Source organism: Nonomuraea sp. NPDC050383 (genome assembly GCF_044459125.1).
Taxonomy (GTDB): Bacteria; Actinomycetota; Actinomycetes; order Streptosporangiales; family Streptosporangiaceae; genus Nonomuraea.
On sequence record NZ_JBITIP010000007.1, the window covers coordinates 329,266 to 347,278 of the forward strand.

The window sequence follows — 18,013 nt, forward strand, 5'->3', positions numbered from 1 at the left end:
ATCGCAACCACCTCCCGGCCGCCACCACGGCGGTCTTGATGAGATGAGAGGCATCTTGACCGTCACACCCGCGCAACTGCGCGATCTCGCGAGCCGCGCCGAGGCCCTCGCCGCCGAGGTCCGGTCGCTGTGCGACAGCGAACCCGCCGGCTCACCCGAAAGCGACCGGCTCCGGGCGGCGAGGCACGCCGCCGACTGGCTGGCAAGGGGCGGCGAGGACCTTCAGCGCGCGGCCGGAGACCTGGCCAGGCTGCGGTCCCAGCCGGAGCAGCCCTGCGGCATCCCGTGGGGCGTCTGCCCCGAGCACGGCAACACCCTCTCCGCCGGCGCGGGCGTCACCACCTGCCGGGTGTGCCGCCGTACCTGGAACGACGATCGGGCCGGTCGGCCATGCCCTGAGCCGGTGACCTGGAAGGTGACCGACTCGTCCGGGACGGAGACCAAGGTGTGCAACGGGCACGTCCTCGCCGCCCGCGCGGCCGTCCGGGCCGCCACCTTCACCCGCCTCGACACCGAGGGGGAGCGGCTCTGACCGAAAACATGCATATCAAGTAGGAAATGTTGACAATCACCCGCGGTCCGCGTAGTTTCATGATCATGAAACAGGGCTACGCGGAACGGGGGAGGCCGCGGCCGGCCGCGGTCGTGGTGGTCGGCGCCGGGCCCGCGGGCACGTGCGTGCTCGAACGGATCTGCGCCGACGCCCCGGACCTGATCGGCGACGGCGGCCTGGACGTGCACATGGTGGACCCGTACCCGCACGGCGCGGGCCGCGTGTGGAGCGCCGGACAGCCGGAGCGGCTCCTCGCCACCTCGGCGGCCGGCGACGTGACCGTCTCCGCGGACGCGTTCGAGCGGGCCGTGCGCGGGGCGCCGCGCGGCGTCCGGGTGCACCTGCACCGGGAACGGGCGGTCGGGCTCACCGGAGCCGCGGGCCGGGAGCGGGTGGAGCTGTCCGGCGGGACCCGGCTGGACGCCGACGCGGTCATCCTGGCGCAGGGACATCACGGCGTGCGGCCGTCGCCGGACGAGGCCGGGCAGGCCGCCTTCGCCGCCCGCCACGGGCTCCTGTACCTGCCCTCGGGGGACGCGGCCGGCCCCGGTCCGGAGCAGCTCCCGGCGGGCGAGCCGGTGCTGGTGCGCGGCGCCGGGCAGGCGTTCGCGGGGCTCGTGGCGCTGCTCGCCTCGCAGCGGGGCGGCCGGTTCACGAGCGGGCGCGGGGGCGAGCTCGTCTACCTGCCCGGCGGCGCCGAGCCGCTGCTGTACGTGGGCTCGCGGCGCGGCGTGCCGTACCAGGCCGCGCCGGGCCGCCTGCGCACCGGTCCGCCGCCCGTCCTGCCCAGGTTCCTCACCTCCGCCACCCCGCCGGAGGAGCTGCGGCAGGCCGTCGCCAAGGAGCTGGCGTACACGTACTACCACGAGCTGTTCGCCGCGCACCCGGGGCGGACCCGGATGGGCTGGGACGCCTTCGAGGCCGTCTTCGAACGGGCCGAGTGGGGCGGCAAGGAGATGCGGGCGCTGGTCACCAGGTCCGTGTCCCGCGTCGCGGACCGGCTGAACCTGGACCGGCTGGAACGGCCGCTGCACGGCATGCGCTTCGGCGACCTGGCCGGGCTGCAACGCTGGATGCACGGCTACCTGGCCGCCGGACTGGAGCGGCGGTCGGACCCGGCGAACAGCGCGGACCTGGCCATGATCCACGGCCTTCTCTCCGCCCGCGCCGTCCTGGCGGACAGGGCGCCCGATCCGTGGTTCGAGCGGCTGTTCCGCTTCCTGGCCGGCGGTCCCCCCGTGTCCCGGCTGGCCGAGCTGCGGGCGCTGGCCAGGGCGGGGGTCGTCAGGTTCCTCGGCGGTGGCCTCCGCGTGGAGCAGGACGAGCGGCTCGCCGGCTGGCGCGCGTCCGGCACCGCCGTGCCGGGCTCGGTGAGCGCGCGGGTCCTGGTCGAGGCGCGGCTGCCCGAGCCGGACGTGAGCCGCGCCGCCGACCCGCTGATCGCCGGTCTGTACGCCCGGGGCGAATGCCGGGACACCCGGGGACTGCTGGACGTGCGCCTGACGGACCGCCGGATGGTCGGCCGGGCGGGCGACGTTCATCCCCGCCGTTTCGCCCTGGGGCCGTGGACGGCGGGAGGCGCCGCCGGGTTCGCCCGCCCGGGAGACGACGCCGCCATGCTCCGCCAGGCGGACGCGGTGGCACGCGCCGTGCTGACGCAGACGACCGAGGCCCGCCTGACCGCCGCCGCCTGACCCGCCGGGCACCTTCCGCCTGCCGCACGATAGGGGAGCCTGGTCCTCGCCGGGACGCCGACGCCGTGCTCATGGTCAGGCCGCGCCGGAGACTAGTGAGACGTGACAGCCCTCCTGCCGACCGAGCCGCGGACCACGATGTGCGTGCCCAGGACGACATGCTGCGGCTGGCTCAGGTCCAGCGCCAGCCGTACGGCCGTGCGGCCCAGCTCCTCGGTGGGGATGTGCACCGTGGTGAGTCCGGGCACCAGGTCGGCGGCGAGCGGGATGTCGTCGTAGCCCGCGACCGACACGTCCTCGGGCACCCGCACACCCGCCTCGCGCAGCGCGGCCAGCACCCCGGCGGCCACCATGTCGGTACCCGCGAAGATCGCGGTGAACTCGGTCCCGGCCGCCAGCAGGCGCCTGGTCGCCTCGTAGCCGGCGCTGCGGGAGAAGGAGCAGGGCAGGACGAGGTCCGGGTCGTGGGGCACGCCGTGGTCCTCGTGCGCGCGGCGGAAACCCCGCACGCGGATGATCTTGGTGGTGTTCTGGTCGTCGGCGGTGGCGGCGCCGAGGTAGACGATCCGGCGGTGGCCGTGGGAGAGCAGGTGGCTGGTCATGGCGTAGGCGCCGGCCTCGTTGTCGTACTCGACCACGGTGGTCGGCACGTCGTCACCGAGCGGCGGACGACCGCAGAGCACGAGCCGGGAGCCGGCCTTGTCCAGGGCGTGCGCGAAGTGCGTCATGCGCCGGCGGTAGGCGTCGTCGGCCGAGCCGCCGCCGACCAGGATCACCGCGTCGGCGCGCTGCTCGCGCATGGCCTCCACCACCCGCAGCTCCCGCTCCGGATCGCCGTGCGTGGTGCAGACCATGCACAGCCGGCCCTCGGCGGTGGCCTGCTGCTCGACGCCCTTGGCGACGTAGGCGAAGGAGGGGCCGGTGACGTCGTCGAGCACGAAGGCGACCATCTGGGTGCTGGCTCCGGACAGGGCGCGGGCGTGCACGTTGAGGACGTAGTCCAGCTCGCGCATGGCGCGGAGCACACGGGTGCGGGTGGCCTGCGCGACCGGGTAGTCGCCCTTGATCACCCGGGAGACGGTGGAGGCGGAGACCCCGGCCCGGGCGGCGACGTCACGGATGGTGGCGCGCTCGTCGTCGTCCACGGCAGCCTTCCGCGGCGTGGGCGCGGCGTGCTGTGGATTTCCCGGCTTTCGTGGCAAGGCGCACCTTTCCTCAGTCGTCAGGCGAAGCGGTGGTGCTGAGCACGGCTCGCGCAGCACCACGCGAAGCGTGGCCGGGCCGGTCTCGGCAGCGGACGGGAAGACCGGCGGACACGGCGCGTCGAAGCAGCTCGATTGTCGCGGACGACGCGCTCCCGCGCCACACGGAGCCGCGACCCCCGGCGATCCGGAAGGCCGCGCCGTCCCATTCAGGCCACTCGGTCCAGGTCGGCGTGGTTCACCCGGTGCGCCAGCGGCAGCCCGGCGCTCAGCCGTTCCAGCTCGGCCACGACGGCGGCGCCCATCCGTGACAGCTCGTTGCCGTGCGAGCCGGCGATGTGCGGGGTGAGGAAGGCGTTGGGCAGGTCGAACAGGGGCGAGTCGGACGGCAGCGGTTCCGGTTCGGTGACGTCGAGCATCGCGGACAGCCGCCCGGACCTGAGCTCGGTGACCAGCGCGTCGGTGTCGACCAGCGACCCGCGCGCGGTGTTGATGAGCACCGCGCCGTCCGGCATCAGCGCCAGCCGCTCGCGGTCGAGCATGTGCCAGGTCTCGGGGGTGGCGGGGGCATGCAGGCTGACGATGTCGCTGCGGCGCAGCAGCTCCTCCAGCGACGCCTGCGGCACGCCCGGAATCCGCGTGTACGGGTCGTACAGGCACAGATCCAGGTCGTACGGCGCCAGCAGTTCGAGGACCTTGCGGCCGATGCGGGAGGCGCCCACGATGCCCACCCGGCGACCGTTGTTGCCGATGCCCTGCTCGATCTTGGCCAGGGTGAAGGCGCGTTCGCGCCGGTAGCGCTCGTTGAGGGCGAAGACGCCCTTGCCGGCCAGCAGGATCGCGCCGACGGTGTACTCGGCCACCGGGACGGCGTTGGCCGCGGCGGCCGAGGAGACCAGCAGGCCGCGTTCCCAGCAGGCGGGGGTGACCAGGCTCTTCACCGAGCCGGCCGCGTGCAGCACGGCGCGCAGGCGCGGGGCGGCGGCCAGCAGCGCCTCGTCGAGCGGCGGGCAGCCCCAGCCGGTGAGGAGGACCTCGATGTCGGCCAGCGGCAGGCGCGGATCGTCGAAGCGCTCGGCCACCAGGGAGACGTCGATGTCGGCCAGCGTGTCCAGCCGCCGCAGCAGGGGCGCGGGGAAGAGCAGGGCGAGATGTTCCTCGCTCATGGCGAACAGCGCCTTGGGGCGTGGGGACACAGGGAAAGCCCTCCATTCGGATAGAGACCGGTTTCTAATCTAGGAGCACGGCTGCACATGGTCAACGGTCCGCCGTGATGGATCAAGCAAGCCCCGTACCAGGATGCTCAGGTCCTTTGAGGTCGTTATGTAACGTCTCCGTAACGCAACCTTGAACGTGCCCGCCGCTCGGACGTAGCGTTCGCAGCTACCGGTTTCTATCAACGTCGAAACCATCTGCTGCCGCCTCGCGACGGGACTTCGGTGATGAGCACGCTACAGACGAGGCCAGAGCCTCAGACGAGACCGCCTTCCGGGCCGCCGGGCAGGCGCCGTGTCCGGCTCGGAGCGGCCCGCACCAACGGGATCATCGGGCTGCTCGCGCTGCCGGCGGTCGTCTACTTCCTGGTCTTCAACTACCTGCCGATGGCCGGTCTGGTGGTGGCGTTCAAGCAGTTCGACGTCAATCTGGGGATCTTCGACAGCCCGTGGAACGGCTGGGAGAACTTCGCCTACTTCCTGGAGTCCGGGGACGCGGCGCGGATCCTGTTCAACACCCTCTTCCTCAACATCCTCTTCCTGACCGCGACGCTGGCCGCCGGCATCATCCTGGCGATCATGCTGAACGAGATCCGCAGCACCTTCTTCAAGCGGGTCTCCCAGTCCGTCGTCTTCTTCCCCTACTTCGTCTCCCCGGTCGTGATCAGCATCATCCTGCAGGTGCTGCTGGCCGGGACCACCGGCGGGGGCGGGGCCGTCAACGACGCCCTCGGGGGCCTCGGCTTCCCCTCGGTCGACTGGTACACGGAGCCGGGACCGTGGCCGTGGATCCTCACCGTGGTGAAGATCTGGCAGCTCGGCGGCTACCTGAGCGTCATCTTCCTGGCCGCGATCACCGGCATCCCCGAGGAGGTCTACGAGGCCGGGATGATCGACGGAGCCTCGCGGGCCCAGATGGCCTGGCGCATCACCCTCCCGCTGCTGAAGCCCACCACGGCGGTCCTGCTGGTGCTGGGGGTCGGCCGCATCTTCTACGGCGACTTCGGGACCATCTACGCGATCGTCGGGGACCAGGGCACCCTGTTCGACAGCACGGACGTCATCGACACCTACGTCTTCCGCGCCCTGCGCCAGCTCGGCGACTTCGGCACCACCGCCGCGGTCGGCCTGTTCCAGTCGGTGGTGGGTTTCGTCCTCGTGGTGATCGCGGTGCTGATCCAGCGCAAGTACTCCAAGGAGACCAGCATCCTGTGAGCGCCAAGAAGCTGGAACCGTTCACCGTCGTCAGCGTCATCGGCGTGGCCTTCGCCGTGTTCGCCTGCGCGATCCCGTTCTGGATGATCATCTCGGGCTCGTTCACCAGCGAGTCGCAGCTGGCCACGACCGGGTACAGCCTGTTCCCCGCCGCCTTCGACCTCACCGCCTACAAGATGATCTTCACAGGTCCGGCGGTGCTGGACGCCTACGTCGCCAGCGTCTTCATCACGGTCGTGGGGACGGCCCTGTCCCTGGCGGTGACCTCGGGGCTGAGCTGGGTGATCGCCCGCCGGTTGCCCGGCATCAGCCGGCCGCTGACCGTCTTCGCGTACCTGCCGATGTTGTTCTCCGGCGGCCTGGTGCCCCTCTACCTGCTGGTCACGCAGTACCTGAAGCTGCAGAACAGCTACTTCGCGGTGATCCTGCCGCTGCTGGTCATGCCGTTCCTGGTGTTCGTCCAGGTCAACGCCTTCCGCCAGCTCCCCGAGTCGATCTTCGAATCGGCCAAGATCGACGGCGCGGGGGAGCTGCGCATCTTCTTCACGATCGCGTTGCCCCTGTCCAAGCCGATCCTGGCCGTCATCGGCCTCTTCTACGCCGTGCACTACTGGAACGACTGGTTCATGGCGTTGCTGTTCATCGACGACGTGCACAAGTTCCCGCTCCCCCTCGTGCTGCAGAACCTCATCTCCAACGTCTCGTTCACGCAGATGCTGCCGCAGCTCGCCGAGGCGGCCACCCCCGTCTACCAGCTCCGGCTGGCCCTCACCGCCGTCACCATCGGCCCGATCCTGCTCGCCTACCCCTTCGCCCAGCGCTACTTCGTGAAGGGCATCACCCTCGGCGCCACCAAGGGCTGATTCCGCTCCCCGCATCTCAGGAGTAACCGTGTCCCACCCCATCATGTCGCGGCGCCGCCTGCTGGCCACCGGCGGCGGCCTGTCCCTCGCCGCCCTCCTCGCCGCCTGCTCGGACCAGAAGCCGCAGGCCGGCGGCGGCGCGCAGAGCGGCGGAGCGCTCGCGCTGAGCCTGTTGCTTCCCGGCGACGTGCCGGCCGGCTGGGACGCCGTCCTGGCCGAGGTCAACAAGAAGCTCCAGGCCGATCTGGGCTTCACCGTCAAGCCGCAGTTCATCCCGTGGGCCAACTACGGTCAGCAGGCGCTGCTGAAGTTCACCGCGGGGGAGAGGTTCGACACCGCGCTGCAGGCGCGCTGGCTCAACATGTCCCAGCTCGCGGCCAGCGGCTCGATCGTCGAGCTGAGCGGCCTGCTGTCCAGCGGCAAGTACCCCAACCTGACCGCCACGATCGACCCGAAGATCATCGAGCTGAACCGCTGGGGCGGCAAGCTGTACGGCCTCCCGCAGATCAACTCGGTCGCTCGCTTCCACCACTTCGCCATTCGCCAGGATCTTGCCGACAAGTACGGAATGAGCGAGATTACGGACTTCTCCGGACTGGAGAGGTTTTGGTACACCGTCAAGCAGAAGAACAAGGACATCATCCCCATCGGGGTGAACTCCCGCATGCCCAAGCTGCTCGTCGCGTGGAACCCGGTCGGCTGGCTCAACCCCTCCATGTGGGAGAACCCCCGAACGAGCATCGTCTCCTTCACCGGCGAGTCCCTCGCCTTCGTCCTCGCCGCCGACGGCAGGCAGACCGGCTCGTCCCACCCGGTGCCGTTCTGGGAGGCGCCGGGCATGGTCGACGCGCTGCGCCTGGTCCGCAAGTACTACCAGGACGGGCTGATCAACAAGAACGCGCTCACCCTCGACTCCAAGGCGCTCGAATCCCAGCTCAAGGCCGGCCGCTTCGCCACCGCCTGGGCCATGACCGACGGCCTCACCTCGCAGCTGCTCCCCGAGCTGGCCAAGAACGTCCCCGGGGCGACGCTGGCCAACGTGATGCCGCTCAAGGGCGGCAAGGACGCCAAGCCGTACCAGACCTTCCAGGCCGACAACTTCCTCGTGCTCAACGCCAAGGGGCAGAACAACGAGAAGGCCATGCAACTGGAGGACTGGCTGTCCATCAAGGACAACCACGACCTGATCACCTACGGCGTCCAGGGCAAGGACTGGAACCCCATCGGGGACGACAAGTACGAGATGCTGTCCACCTACACGTTCCCGGGCTTCGGGCTCTCCTGGCGGGCCAAGCTGGAGCGCCGGGTCAAGGGCATGACCGCGTCCGAGGCGACCTGGTTCGACTGGGCGCAGGACATCGACAACTTCACCGTCGATCCGTATGCCAGTTTTGTCCCCGACCCCGAGCCGGTGAAGCGCGAGAACACCCAGATCACCGCGGCCATGACGCAGTTCGCCAACCCGCTGTTCATCGGCGCCGTCGATGTCGACCAGGGGCTGGACAAGCTGAAGAAGGCCCTGGACCGGGCCGGCCTGGCCAAGGTCCAGGCGGAGCTGGCCAAGCAGGCCGACGCCTACCTGAAGGGTCAGTGACCCATGGCACACCACCTCAGCCGGAGAGCCGTGCTGGCGTCCTCCGGCGCGCTGGCCGCCGCCACCTGGTTATGGAACGGCGAGGCCGCAGCCGCCGCGCCGCGCCGTGACGAGCCGCTGGACGTGGTGGTCTTCGGGGACAAGGCCTCCGAAGCCGCCCACGCGGTGACCGCCGACCGCTCGGAGGTCGTATCGGGCGGACTCGGCCGGTCCGCCCGCGTGCTCCACCCCCAGGAGCCCGCCGGGGTCTGGGGCGGCACGATCTCCTTCGCCGTCAGGTGCGCGCCGCGCGGCACCACGTACGTCACGATCAAGCTCTGGGGCGACGACCACGCCGCGAGCGAGGCCGACCAGTCCCGGCTGCAGCTCTTCTGCGAGGGCAGGCAGGTCGGCCACTATCACCTGGGCGCGGTCGACCCGCTGGACATCCTCAGCCTGGACGCCCACGCGCCGGGCCGCTTCCACTACCACACGCTCCCGCTGCCGGAGGCGATGACGCGTGACCGCGAGCGGGTCACGCTGGAGATCAGGTCGATGGGCCGGATCTGGGGCTACGGGCAGAACGCGGCCGAGTTCTACCGGTCGATGGACAAGCCCAGCCGCCCCTTCTACCGGATCTACACCCATGCCGAGCCGTACTTCCCCGGCGACGGCGTCCAGGGTCCCGTGCCGAACGCGCCCGTCCGGCCCGCACCCGGCCGCGAGGTGCTGGAGCAGATCAAGGCGAGGGTGCTGACCGAGCACCGCAACTGGCTCGACGGCAACCCCGCCTCGCTCGACTCCTGGGCCTTCCAGGGGCTGGCCGAGGGCTATCACTGGCCCGAGAGCCCGGCCCACCGGAACCCGGACGCGATCGACCAGGTGCTGGCCGCCGTCGACGCCCGCTACACCAAGTGGCTCACCGACCCGACCGTGCTGACCGGCTCCGACCAGCAGTGGGAGGGCTTCGCCAAGGTCGGCATGGCGCTGCTGCTGCTCCGTGACGTCCTAGGCGACCGGCTGGAACGCCCGGTCGGCGGGCGGGCCGTGGGCGCGCCCAACCCGGGCTTCGAGCGCGGCGGCACGGCCCCCGCCTCCTGGAACACCGCCATCTGGCGGGGCACGGCCACCTGGCTCTGGGACGACGCGGTCAAGCGCGGCGGCTCCCGCTCGGTCAAGGTCACGGCCGCCGCCGGCGCCGCCGCGGGCTGGAACACCGCGCAGAACCGCACCCTCGTCGGCCAGGGCAGGCATCGCTACAGCGTCTGGGTCAGGACCCAGGACGTCGTGGCCCCGGGCGCGTACCTCGACGTGCTCTTCTACGACGCAGCCGGAAAGGTCGTCGGCACCGACAACAAGTTCCACGCACCCGTCGGCACCCAGGACTGGACGCGGATCACCGCGGAGCTGACCACCCCGGCCGCCGCCGTCGAGCTCCGGCTGGACCTCCGGGTCGAGGGCGGCGGCACCGCCTGGTTCGACGACGTCGAGGTCACGCCGCTGGACGGAGCCACCCAGCCCGACCAGGGTGACCTGCCGGTACGGCGGGACGCCTACACCAGGATGCTGGCCGAGTCCATCTCGTACTGGCGTCAGCACATGCCGCACTACAGCAACCAGGTGCAGATCTGCGCACTCGGCATCTACCGCTGCAACCGCGCCCTGATGCTGATGAATCCGGAGAAGGCGCCGCTCGCCGAGGAGAAGGCCCGCGACTACATCCACCAGGCCGTCGGCCTGAAGCCGTTCCTCGGCCATGAGGACGCCGCCGGCAACCCCAGCAAGATCCTCGGCGAGCACTTCTACCAGGTCACCAGGAAGGGCCTGACCAGGGAGCTGGGGTACGTCGGGAACTACGGTGAGGTGACCGACTGGCTGGTCCTGCTCCACGAGGCCGTCACTCGCTTCGACGGGGTCGAGGACCCGGAGCTGACGGCCCAGCTGGTCAAGATGATCAACGCGCGGGCCGTCTTCCGCTATCCCGAGGTCGACAACGACGGCTACCGCACCATGCGCATGGAGGCCGCCGTCGGCTGGCGCGACGACCACTATCCGGGCGACGTCGTCTACGCCCAGCGGCTGGCCTGGGACGGCAATCCCGTCATGGCCGCGGCCGTGCTCGGCGACCCCTCGATCGCCGGGCACGCCCAGCGCATGGTCGCCGACAACCAGCTCTTCGGCCACCTCGGCCTGCTGCTCACCAACACCTGGTCACGGGTCGGGCTGAGCGCCCTACGCCTCCTCCAGCGCGACTGGCCCGGCTTCCAGGCGCTTCCCCCGGCCAGTACCCGCTTCCCCATGGACTGGGACGCCCCCGGCTTCGTCTTCTCGGACGAGGAGAACGGCGTCGTCGCGATCAAGAACGGCGCGGAGATCCTCTACGTCTCCCTCTACTGGCGCGCCCGGCAGGCCGTCAACGACCTGGCCCGCGTCCACCACATCACCCCGGACACCCACCGGGTCGCCACCATCCGCCAGCAGTGCCAGGTCACGCCCACCGGCGACACCTGGACCGAGGCCGACTGGGTCTGCTTCAACTTCGCCATCAACGACCCCGCCGCCTCCCACATCCCGCCCGGCGGCTTCCCGCCGCCCGGCCCCCAGCTGCACCAGGGCTTCGCCGGTGAGGTCCTCAAGGTCGGCCCGCACCCCGCCGATGTGCCCGACCCGGCGCTCGGCGTGGACTTCCCCGGGGTCGAGAAGCTCTTCGTCGGCAAGGCCCAGTTCTACCGATGCTCCTACGGTTCATACCTCATCGGCATGAACACCTCGGAAGACCGCCCTCGCACCATGCACGTGACCGGCTCCGGCCACGCCCGTGATCTCGTCACCGGCCGCCGCGTTCCCCTCGGCCGCCCGATCGAGGTAGGACCACTCAGCACCGTGGTGCTCCACCTGGAGAACTGAGCTCGCATGATCCGCAATCCCGTCCTGCCCGGTTTCCACCCCGACCCGTCGATCGTCCGGGTGGGGGAGGACTACTACCTGGCCACGTCGACCTTCGAGTGGTACCCGGGCGTACGCGTCCACCACTCCCGCGACCTGGTGAACTGGCGTCCGCTGGGCGGCATCCTGACCGGGCGCGGGCAGCTCGACCTGTCCGGCGTGCCCGACTCCGGCGGCGTCTGGGCGCCGGACCTGACCTACCACGACGGGCTGTTCCACCTCGTCTACGGCGTGATGGACAACTACGCCCTCGGATACAAGGACATCGCCAACTACCTGATCACCGCCCCTTCGATCGAGGGGCCGTGGTCGGACCCGGTACGGCTGCCCGGCCGCGGCTTCGACGCCGCCCTCTACCACGAGGACGGCCGGAGCCGGCTGCTCACCATGGTCTTCGACTCCCGGCCGGGACGCGGGTTCGCCGGGATCGAGCTGCAACCCCTCGACGGCGGCGAGCCCGAGCTGATCCTGCCCAACCGCAACGTCACCGAGGGCCCGCATCTCTACCGGATCGACGGCTGGTACTACTTGATGGTGGCCGAGGGAGGCACCGGTTTCGAGCACGGGATCACCGTGCTGCGGTCCCGCTCGCTCGCCGGGCCGTACGAGGAGGATCCGGCGGGGCCGATGCTCACCTCGCGGCACGACCCGAGCCTGGAGCTGCAGAAGGCGGGGCACGGCTGCCTGGTGCGGACGCAGACGGGGGAGTGGTACGTCGCCCACCTCATGGCCCGGCCGTACCACAACCGCAGGTGCGTGCTCGGGCGTGAGACCGCGCTGCAGCGCGTGGTCTGGGAGGACGGCTGGCCGCGCGTGGCGGGCGGTGTGCCCGCCGTCGAGGTGGTCCCGCCGGCGCTGCCCGCCCATCCGTGGCCGGTGACCGAGGACTCCCCGGGCGGGCTCGGACCGGAGTGGAGCACGCTGCGGCGGCCCGCCTCACCGGACTGGCTGGTCGCCGGCCCCGGCGGCCTCACCGTTCAGGGCGGCCAGTCTCCGTACGGCCTGCGCAGCCCGAGCCTGGTCGCCCGCCCGGTCACGGCGCACAGGTGCTCCCTTGAGACGGTCATGCGGTTCGAGCCGGGCAGCGTCCATCAATCGGCGGGCATCACCGCGTACTACAACTCACGCAACTGGCACTACCTCGCACTGACCACCGACGGCCTGGTGCTGACCAGCAGCGACCGGGGCACCCGCACCGAGCACCTGCTCGGGCCGGCGGGGCCCGAGGTCAGGCTGCGGGTGGAGTTCGACGGGCCGGTCGTGCGGTTCAACGACGGCCCCGAGCTGGACGCGACGATCCTGTCGGACGAGCACGCCGACGAGTTCGTCGACGGTCACGTGCGCTCGTTCGGCTTCACCGGCGCGTTCGTCGGACTCTGGGTGCAGGACCTGGCGGGCGAGGGCTGCGCCGCGCGGTTCGAGCACATCCGGTACGACGCGTGAACGTGTACGCGGAGACCCGGGGGCGTGAAGGACCTCCGCTGCTCCTGGTGCACGGCTGGGGCGGTGACCACCGGGTGTGGCACGCGCTGGACTTCGGCGAGCGCCGGGTGATCGCCCCCGACCTGCGCGGCCATGGCAGGTCCCCGGCTCCGGCGACCGGATACCGGCCCGTTGACCTGGCCCGTGACCTGCTGCCGCTGCTGGACGAGCCGGTGCTGGCCATCGGGCACTCCATGGGCGCCCAGGTGGTCACCGCGCTGGCCGTCGAGCATCCGGAGCTGGTGAGCGCGCTGGTGGTCATCGCCCCCGCCTACGGCGCGGACGAGGCGGAGGAGCGGCTCATCCCCGGCCGGCTGGCGGCGTTGCGCGCCGACGGCGCGGCCGCGGCGTCGCGGCAGCTCGGGCCGCTTCCCCCGCCGATCGCCGAGCGGCTGCTGGCCACACCCGGTCACGTGCTGGCCGAGTGCTACGCCGGGATGTACACCCTGCCGGGCGCGTTCGGGGTGCGCCGGGAATCCGAGCGTTACCTGGCCGGGCGGACGTGCCCGGTGCTCGCCGTCCACAATGTCCCGGAAGCGGCGCGGTGGGAGGCGGGACTGCCCGGGCACCACCGATCCACGACCGTGGTGTGGCCGGACGCCGGCCACTTCCTCCACCTGGACCATCCCGCTGCTTTCGTGGACCTGGCGTTGTCCGAGTGGGGCACGTTGTCCGAGTGGGGCACAGGGTGAGCGCGGGGGAGAGACACAGGCCCCACGCGGTGACGCACGTCAGAAGACGTTCCTCAGGAAGGGCGGCGTGGGGCCACGCGCAGCGCGTTCCTACGACAGGCGCTGCCGGCCGATCAGCACGGCGACCCCGTCGAGCAGGAGCTGCAGGCCGCTCTCGAAGAACCCGGTCAGGTCGAAGGCCGACTGATCGCCCGGGGACGCCGGCCGCGTGGGGAGGGCGCCGGAAGGCATGCCGGCGCGGAACCTCGGCAGGTGGGCGGAGTACCACTCCCCGGTGGACAGGCCCGTGTGCCGCTCCGACTCGGCCTGCGGCTCCAGGTTCGTGGCCGTCCCCCGGACGTAGTTGCACACCGCCCACCACACGAACCTGCCGGCATCCGGCTCGATCGCCAGCTCCCGCAGGGCACCCATCCCCCAGTCCCCGTATCTGAGCATGTTGGGCATGGGCTGGGGGTGGGTGAGCGAGACGAGCCGGGGCAGCCAGGGATGCCGCAGGTAGAGCCGCCACTGCAGGCGGGCCGCGAGTTCCAGCCGCGCCCGCCAGCCCGCCGGGGGCATCGCCGGAAGCTCCAGCTCGCCGAACGCGGTGTCGGCCATGAGCGCGGCCAGCTCCTCCTTGGCGCGCACGTGCCCGTACAGCGACATGGTGGGGATGCCGAGCGCGGCCGCGACGCTGCGGATGGACACCGCGTCGAACCCCTGGGCGTCGGCGATGGCGATCGCCGTGCGGACCATCCGCTCCCGCTTGCCGTCGGCGGCGGCCGAAGGGGCGGGCTGCCGCCGTTCCCTGCGGCGCGGGGCGCCCGGCACGCGGGGTGGCGGGAACGAGCGGGGCGCGGACTCGGCCACGACGGTGCCGACCCGGGAAATGGCCACCACCACGCCCTCCTGCCGCAACGTGTTCAGCGCCTTGGCGGCGGTCGCGGGGGCCACTCCCCACTGCTCGGCGACCTGCCTGGTGGAGGGAACACGGTCGCCGGCCCGCAGCTCGCCGGCCTCGACGCGCCGCTTGATCTCACCGACGATCCGCAGGTACGGCGGCGCGGCCCCGGACCGGTCCATGGTCGATCGTCTCCTCACGCCGCAAGTGACTGCTGTCCTAGGACAGAGGGTACGGCCGCCTCCCGCGAAGGATGCCATCGCCTGCCTGGTGGAGGCCGTGACAGCGCCGAATCGTGCCCTAGCACAGGAGCGATCGCGACTCGCTGAACCGCTGGTCACCCCCTGTGCGCAGGGTACCGTTCCGGTCGTACACCGTACCGAACGAGGAGAACGCCATGCAGAACGCCGCCGAGGACCGGCGCAACCGCTACGTCGAAGGCCACTTCGCCCCGGTCAAGGAGGAGGTCACCGCCTACGACCTGCCCGTGACGGGCCGCCTGCCCGCGGACCTGACGGGCCGCTACCTCCGGATGGGACCCAACCCGCTGGGCGTGGAGGATCCCGCCACCCACTTCTACGCCTTCGGAGCCGGCATGGTGCACGGCGTCCGCATCCGGGACGGCCACGCCGAGTGGTACCGCAACCGCTGGGTCCGCTCGACGGAGGTCGCCGACGCCCTGGACAGGATGCAGCGCGGGGAGCAGCCGCCCGCGTTCCTGCCGCCGTCCCCGAACGTCCACGTGCTCGGCCACGCCGGCCGCACGCTCGCCCTCGTCGAGGCCGGCGGGCTCCCTCACGAGCTCGGCTACGAGCTGGACACGATCGGCGCGTGCCCGATGGCCGCCACGCCCGAGGGCTCCAGCGCCAACGCGCACTCCAAGGTGGATCCGCGCACCGGCGACCTGCACTCCCTGGCCTATGCGCTCGGGCGGCCGTTCGCGCAGTACATCGTCACCGACCCCGCCGGCACGGTGACCCGTGTGACGGACATCCCGCTGTCCGGTGACACCCCGTTCCTGCACGACTTCGCGCTGTCGGAGAACTACGTCATCGTCTTCGACATCCCGCTGACGTTCAGCATGACGGCGATGCTGTTCCGGTGGGATCCCGGTCACCAGGCACGCGTCGGCGTCCTGCGCCGGGCGGGCGGTGACATCCGCTGGCTGCCGGTCGAGTCCTTCTACGTCAGCCACATACTCAACGCCTACGACGACGGCGCCACGATCACGGTCGACCTGATCAGGTCCGAAGGGCCGGTCGACGTCGCCGACCCGGGCGCGATCTCGCCCACGCTCGACCGCTGGACCATCGACCCGGCGAGCGGCAGGGTGGACCAGCGCCGCATCGACGACCGGGCTCAGGACTTCCCCCGCGTGAACGACGCGTTCGCCTCGCGCCCGCACCGCTACGGCTACTCCGCGGTGAGCCCGGTGTACGGCGTGCCGTTCACCCCCGACGGCCCGCACCCCGACGAGGCGTTCGCCAACGCCCTGGTCAAGCACGACCTGCGACGTGGCACGACGGAGGTGCACGGTTTCGCACGTGACGCCGCCGTCGGGGAGGCGGCGTTCGTCGCCGACCCGTCCGGCGGCGGCGAGGAGGACGACGGGTACCTGATGGCCTACGTCGCCGACCCCGACCGGGGCGCCTCCGACCTGGTGATCCTTTCGGCCCAGGACTTCACGGGACCGCCCGTGGCCCGCGTCCACCTGCCCGTGCGCGTCCCGCTCGGCTTCCACGGCAACTGGATCCCCGACGCCTGAAGCCGCCGACCCCCCAACCACAGCCGAGGACCATGACCAGGCCCAGTCCGGTCGGGCATCGGGCGGCCGATCGTCACGTGTTCTCCTCGGCGGGGGAGCAGCAGCCGTCCCCGCACGTCCCGGGCTCGCCGGCGTCAGCGGACGGGGCGCCGCCGGTGGGTACGGGGACGGCGCAGCAGGCGTCGCCGCGCCAGGCTTCGCGGCCCTCCTTCACCGCGACGGCGGCGATGACCAGCGCGGCGACGGGATCGGCCCAGCTCCAGCCGAAGAGGCTGTTGAACGCCAGCCCGGCCAGCAGCACCCCGGACAGGTACGTGCACAGCAGGGTCTGCTTGGAGTCGGCCACCGCCGAGGCCGAGCCGAGCTCGCGGCCGGCGCGGCGCTGCGCGTACGACAGGAACGGCATGACGGCCAGGGAGAGCGCGGCCAGGATCAGGCCGGGCGTGGAGTGCTCGGCCTCGCCGGTGCCGAGCAGGGCGCGGACGGCGTCGAAGGTCACGTACGCGGCCAGGGCGAAGAAGGAGAGGGCGATGACGCGCAACGCCGCCCGCTCCCGGCGCTCGTGGTCGGCGGCGGAGAACTGCCAGGCCACGGCGGCGGCCGAGGCCACCTCGACGACGGAGTCGAGTCCGAAGCCGATCAGCGCGGCTGAGGAGGCGATCGTGCCGGCGGTGATGGCCACCGCGGCCTCGATCACGTTGTAGGTGATGGTCGCCGCGACCAGCAGCCGGATCCGGCGCCGCAGCGCGTCACGCCGGGCCCGGCCGGGGCCGACGCCGGGCAGGTCGAGCGCGCTCATGACACCGGCTTCGCTCCGGCCACCAGCTCGGCGGGTCCGTCGTCGGAGACTTCGCGGACCGGGCACAGCGTTACCGTGTGCCCGGTGGCGGACAGCAGGAGCTCGGCCGCGGCCAGCATGTCCAGCAGTTCGGGACGCGTCAGGGAGTAGAACGACTGGCGTCCTTCGGCGCGGAAGTCGATCAGCCCGCAGTCGCGCAGGCAGGCCAGGTGCTTGGACACGGTGGACTGCGCGAGGCCGAGCTGGGTGGTCAGGTCGACCACGCGCGCCTCGCCGCGGGCCAGCCGCTGCACGATCCGCAGCCTGGTCTCGTCGGCCAGGGAGTGGAACAGCGCCGCCGCCGGGGAGATCCCGGCGGCGATGTCCGTGCTGACACAACGGCCGCCATCCGAATCAATCGCCATACTACGATTATAACTCGATTTGAGCATGTATTGGCAAGGAGTTGACCGATCTCCCGCGCACCGGCCTGCCCTGAGTGCGGCACGAGCGTGCGGCGTGGTTGACTGCTGCGGATGGATCGCGACCGAGAAATCCTCTCTTTCCCCTCGGCTGAGGCATTCGAAGAATGGCTCAGCGCTCACCACGCCTCACAGCCGGGGATCTGGCTCAAGCTCGCCAGGAAGGTGGCGGGCGTCGATGCGCTGGACTACCTCCAGGCGCTCGATGTGGCCCTTTGCTACGGCTGGATCGACGGGCAGAAGGACGGATTCGACGACGGGCACTGGCTGCAGCGCTTCACCCCGCGCAGGCCGAGGAGCAAGTGGTCGAAGGTCAACCGCGACAAGGTGGCCAGGCTGATCGAGCAGGGCCGGATGAAGCCGCCGGGCCTGCTCGAGATCGAGCGCGCGAAGGCGGACGGCCGCTGGGACGCCGCGTATGACGGATCGCGCAGCGCCACCGTGCCGGAAGACCTCGCCCATGCCCTGGCGGCCAATCCCGCGGCGGAGGCGTTCTTCGCGACGCTGGACAGCCGCAACCGGTTCGCGGTGCTGTATCGCGTCCAGGACGCCAAGAAGCCGGAGACGCGGGCGCGTCGCATCGAGCAGTACGTCACGATGCTGGCCGAGCACCGGAAGATCTATCCCTGAACCAGGCCCTCGTGGGTGCCTTCCACGAGGGGCTCATGCCGAAG

The 18,013-nt window shown here is 71.3% G+C and carries 15 protein-coding genes; 10 read left to right on the forward strand and 5 right to left on the reverse strand.

What is annotated here, in order from left to right; genetic code table 11:
• Positions 1 to 55 precede the first annotated feature (55 nt).
• Together ACIBG4_RS20140 and ACIBG4_RS20145 are read left to right on the forward strand one after the other, a co-directional pair.
• Positions 56 to 532 (forward strand): hypothetical protein, encoded by a 477-nt coding sequence (locus ACIBG4_RS20140; protein WP_310714806.1) that lies wholly within the window; start codon positions 56 to 58, stop codon positions 530 to 532.
• Positions 533 to 597: 65 nt separating this feature from the next.
• Complete coding sequence (locus ACIBG4_RS20145) at positions 598 to 2,247, forward strand: FAD/NAD(P)-binding protein (protein WP_397203056.1); 1,650 nt, start codon at positions 598 to 600, stop codon at positions 2,245 to 2,247.
• Between the two features lie 92 nt (positions 2,248 to 2,339).
• On the opposite strand, the gene ACIBG4_RS20150 is transcribed toward ACIBG4_RS20145, so the two are convergent.
• Positions 2,340 to 3,392 (reverse strand): LacI family DNA-binding transcriptional regulator, encoded by a 1,053-nt coding sequence (locus ACIBG4_RS20150; protein WP_397203057.1) that lies wholly within the window; start codon positions 3,390 to 3,392, stop codon positions 2,340 to 2,342.
• 266 nt (positions 3,393 to 3,658) lie between these two features.
• Positions 3,659 to 4,645, reverse strand: coding sequence for a hydroxyacid dehydrogenase (locus tag ACIBG4_RS20155; protein ID WP_397203058.1), 987 nt, complete (start codon positions 4,643 to 4,645; stop codon positions 3,659 to 3,661).
• Positions 4,646 to 4,891: 246 nt separating this feature from the next.
• Here ACIBG4_RS20155 and ACIBG4_RS20160 point away from each other — a divergent pair, with 246 nt between their 5' ends.
• From ACIBG4_RS20160 to ACIBG4_RS20185, 6 genes are read left to right on the forward strand one after another with little or no spacing between them, the layout of a single operon-like run.
• Positions 4,892 to 5,878 (forward strand): ABC transporter permease, encoded by a 987-nt coding sequence (locus ACIBG4_RS20160; RefSeq protein WP_397203059.1) that lies wholly within the window; start codon positions 4,892 to 4,894, stop codon positions 5,876 to 5,878.
• Entirely contained in the window at positions 5,875 to 6,741 is an 867-nt protein-coding gene (locus ACIBG4_RS20165; protein ID WP_310714815.1) for a carbohydrate ABC transporter permease, read from the forward strand. Before ACIBG4_RS20160 ends, ACIBG4_RS20165 begins: the two co-directional genes overlap by 4 nt.
• A gap of 28 nt (positions 6,742 to 6,769) precedes the next feature.
• Entirely contained in the window at positions 6,770 to 8,335 is a 1,566-nt protein-coding gene (locus ACIBG4_RS20170; protein WP_397203060.1) for a DUF3502 domain-containing protein, read from the forward strand.
• Between the two features lie 3 nt (positions 8,336 to 8,338).
• Positions 8,339 to 11,221, forward strand: coding sequence for a hypothetical protein (locus tag ACIBG4_RS20175; RefSeq protein ID WP_397203061.1), 2,883 nt, complete (start codon positions 8,339 to 8,341; stop codon positions 11,219 to 11,221).
• 6 nt (positions 11,222 to 11,227) lie between these two features.
• The gene (locus tag ACIBG4_RS20180) at positions 11,228 to 12,703 is read left to right on the forward strand and encodes a glycoside hydrolase family 43 protein (RefSeq protein ID WP_397203062.1); all 1,476 of its coding nucleotides are present in this window, start codon (positions 11,228 to 11,230) and stop codon (positions 12,701 to 12,703) included.
• Entirely contained in the window at positions 12,700 to 13,434 is a 735-nt protein-coding gene (locus tag ACIBG4_RS20185; RefSeq protein ID WP_397203064.1) for an alpha/beta fold hydrolase, read from the forward strand. The genes ACIBG4_RS20180 and ACIBG4_RS20185 overlap by 4 nt, the downstream gene beginning before the upstream one ends.
• Before the next feature lie 90 nt (positions 13,435 to 13,524).
• On the opposite strand, the gene ACIBG4_RS20190 is transcribed toward ACIBG4_RS20185, so the two are convergent.
• The gene (locus tag ACIBG4_RS20190; protein ID WP_397203065.1) at positions 13,525 to 14,496 is read right to left on the reverse strand and encodes a GntR family transcriptional regulator; all 972 of its coding nucleotides are present in this window, start codon (positions 14,494 to 14,496) and stop codon (positions 13,525 to 13,527) included.
• Between the two features lie 215 nt (positions 14,497 to 14,711).
• Between ACIBG4_RS20190 and ACIBG4_RS20195 the strand changes: the two genes are divergently transcribed.
• On the forward strand, positions 14,712 to 16,079 hold the full coding sequence (locus tag ACIBG4_RS20195; protein ID WP_397203066.1) for a carotenoid oxygenase family protein: 1,368 nt from the start codon (positions 14,712 to 14,714) through the stop codon (positions 16,077 to 16,079).
• Between the two features lie 73 nt (positions 16,080 to 16,152).
• Here the strand turns inward: ACIBG4_RS20195 and ACIBG4_RS20200 are convergent, their stop codons facing one another.
• Both ACIBG4_RS20200 and ACIBG4_RS20205 read right to left on the reverse strand, forming a co-directional pair.
• Complete coding sequence (locus ACIBG4_RS20200) at positions 16,153 to 16,878, reverse strand: cation transporter (RefSeq protein WP_397203067.1); 726 nt, start codon at positions 16,876 to 16,878, stop codon at positions 16,153 to 16,155.
• Positions 16,875 to 17,282, reverse strand: coding sequence for an ArsR/SmtB family transcription factor (locus tag ACIBG4_RS20205; RefSeq protein WP_397203068.1), 408 nt, complete (start codon positions 17,280 to 17,282; stop codon positions 16,875 to 16,877). Before ACIBG4_RS20205 ends, ACIBG4_RS20200 begins: the two co-directional genes overlap by 4 nt.
• A 111-nt stretch (positions 17,283 to 17,393) precedes the next feature.
• Between ACIBG4_RS20205 and ACIBG4_RS20210 the strand changes: the two genes are divergently transcribed.
• The gene (locus tag ACIBG4_RS20210; RefSeq protein ID WP_397203069.1) at positions 17,394 to 17,969 is read left to right on the forward strand and encodes a YdeI family protein; all 576 of its coding nucleotides are present in this window, start codon (positions 17,394 to 17,396) and stop codon (positions 17,967 to 17,969) included.
• Positions 17,970 to 18,013 lie beyond the last annotated feature (44 nt).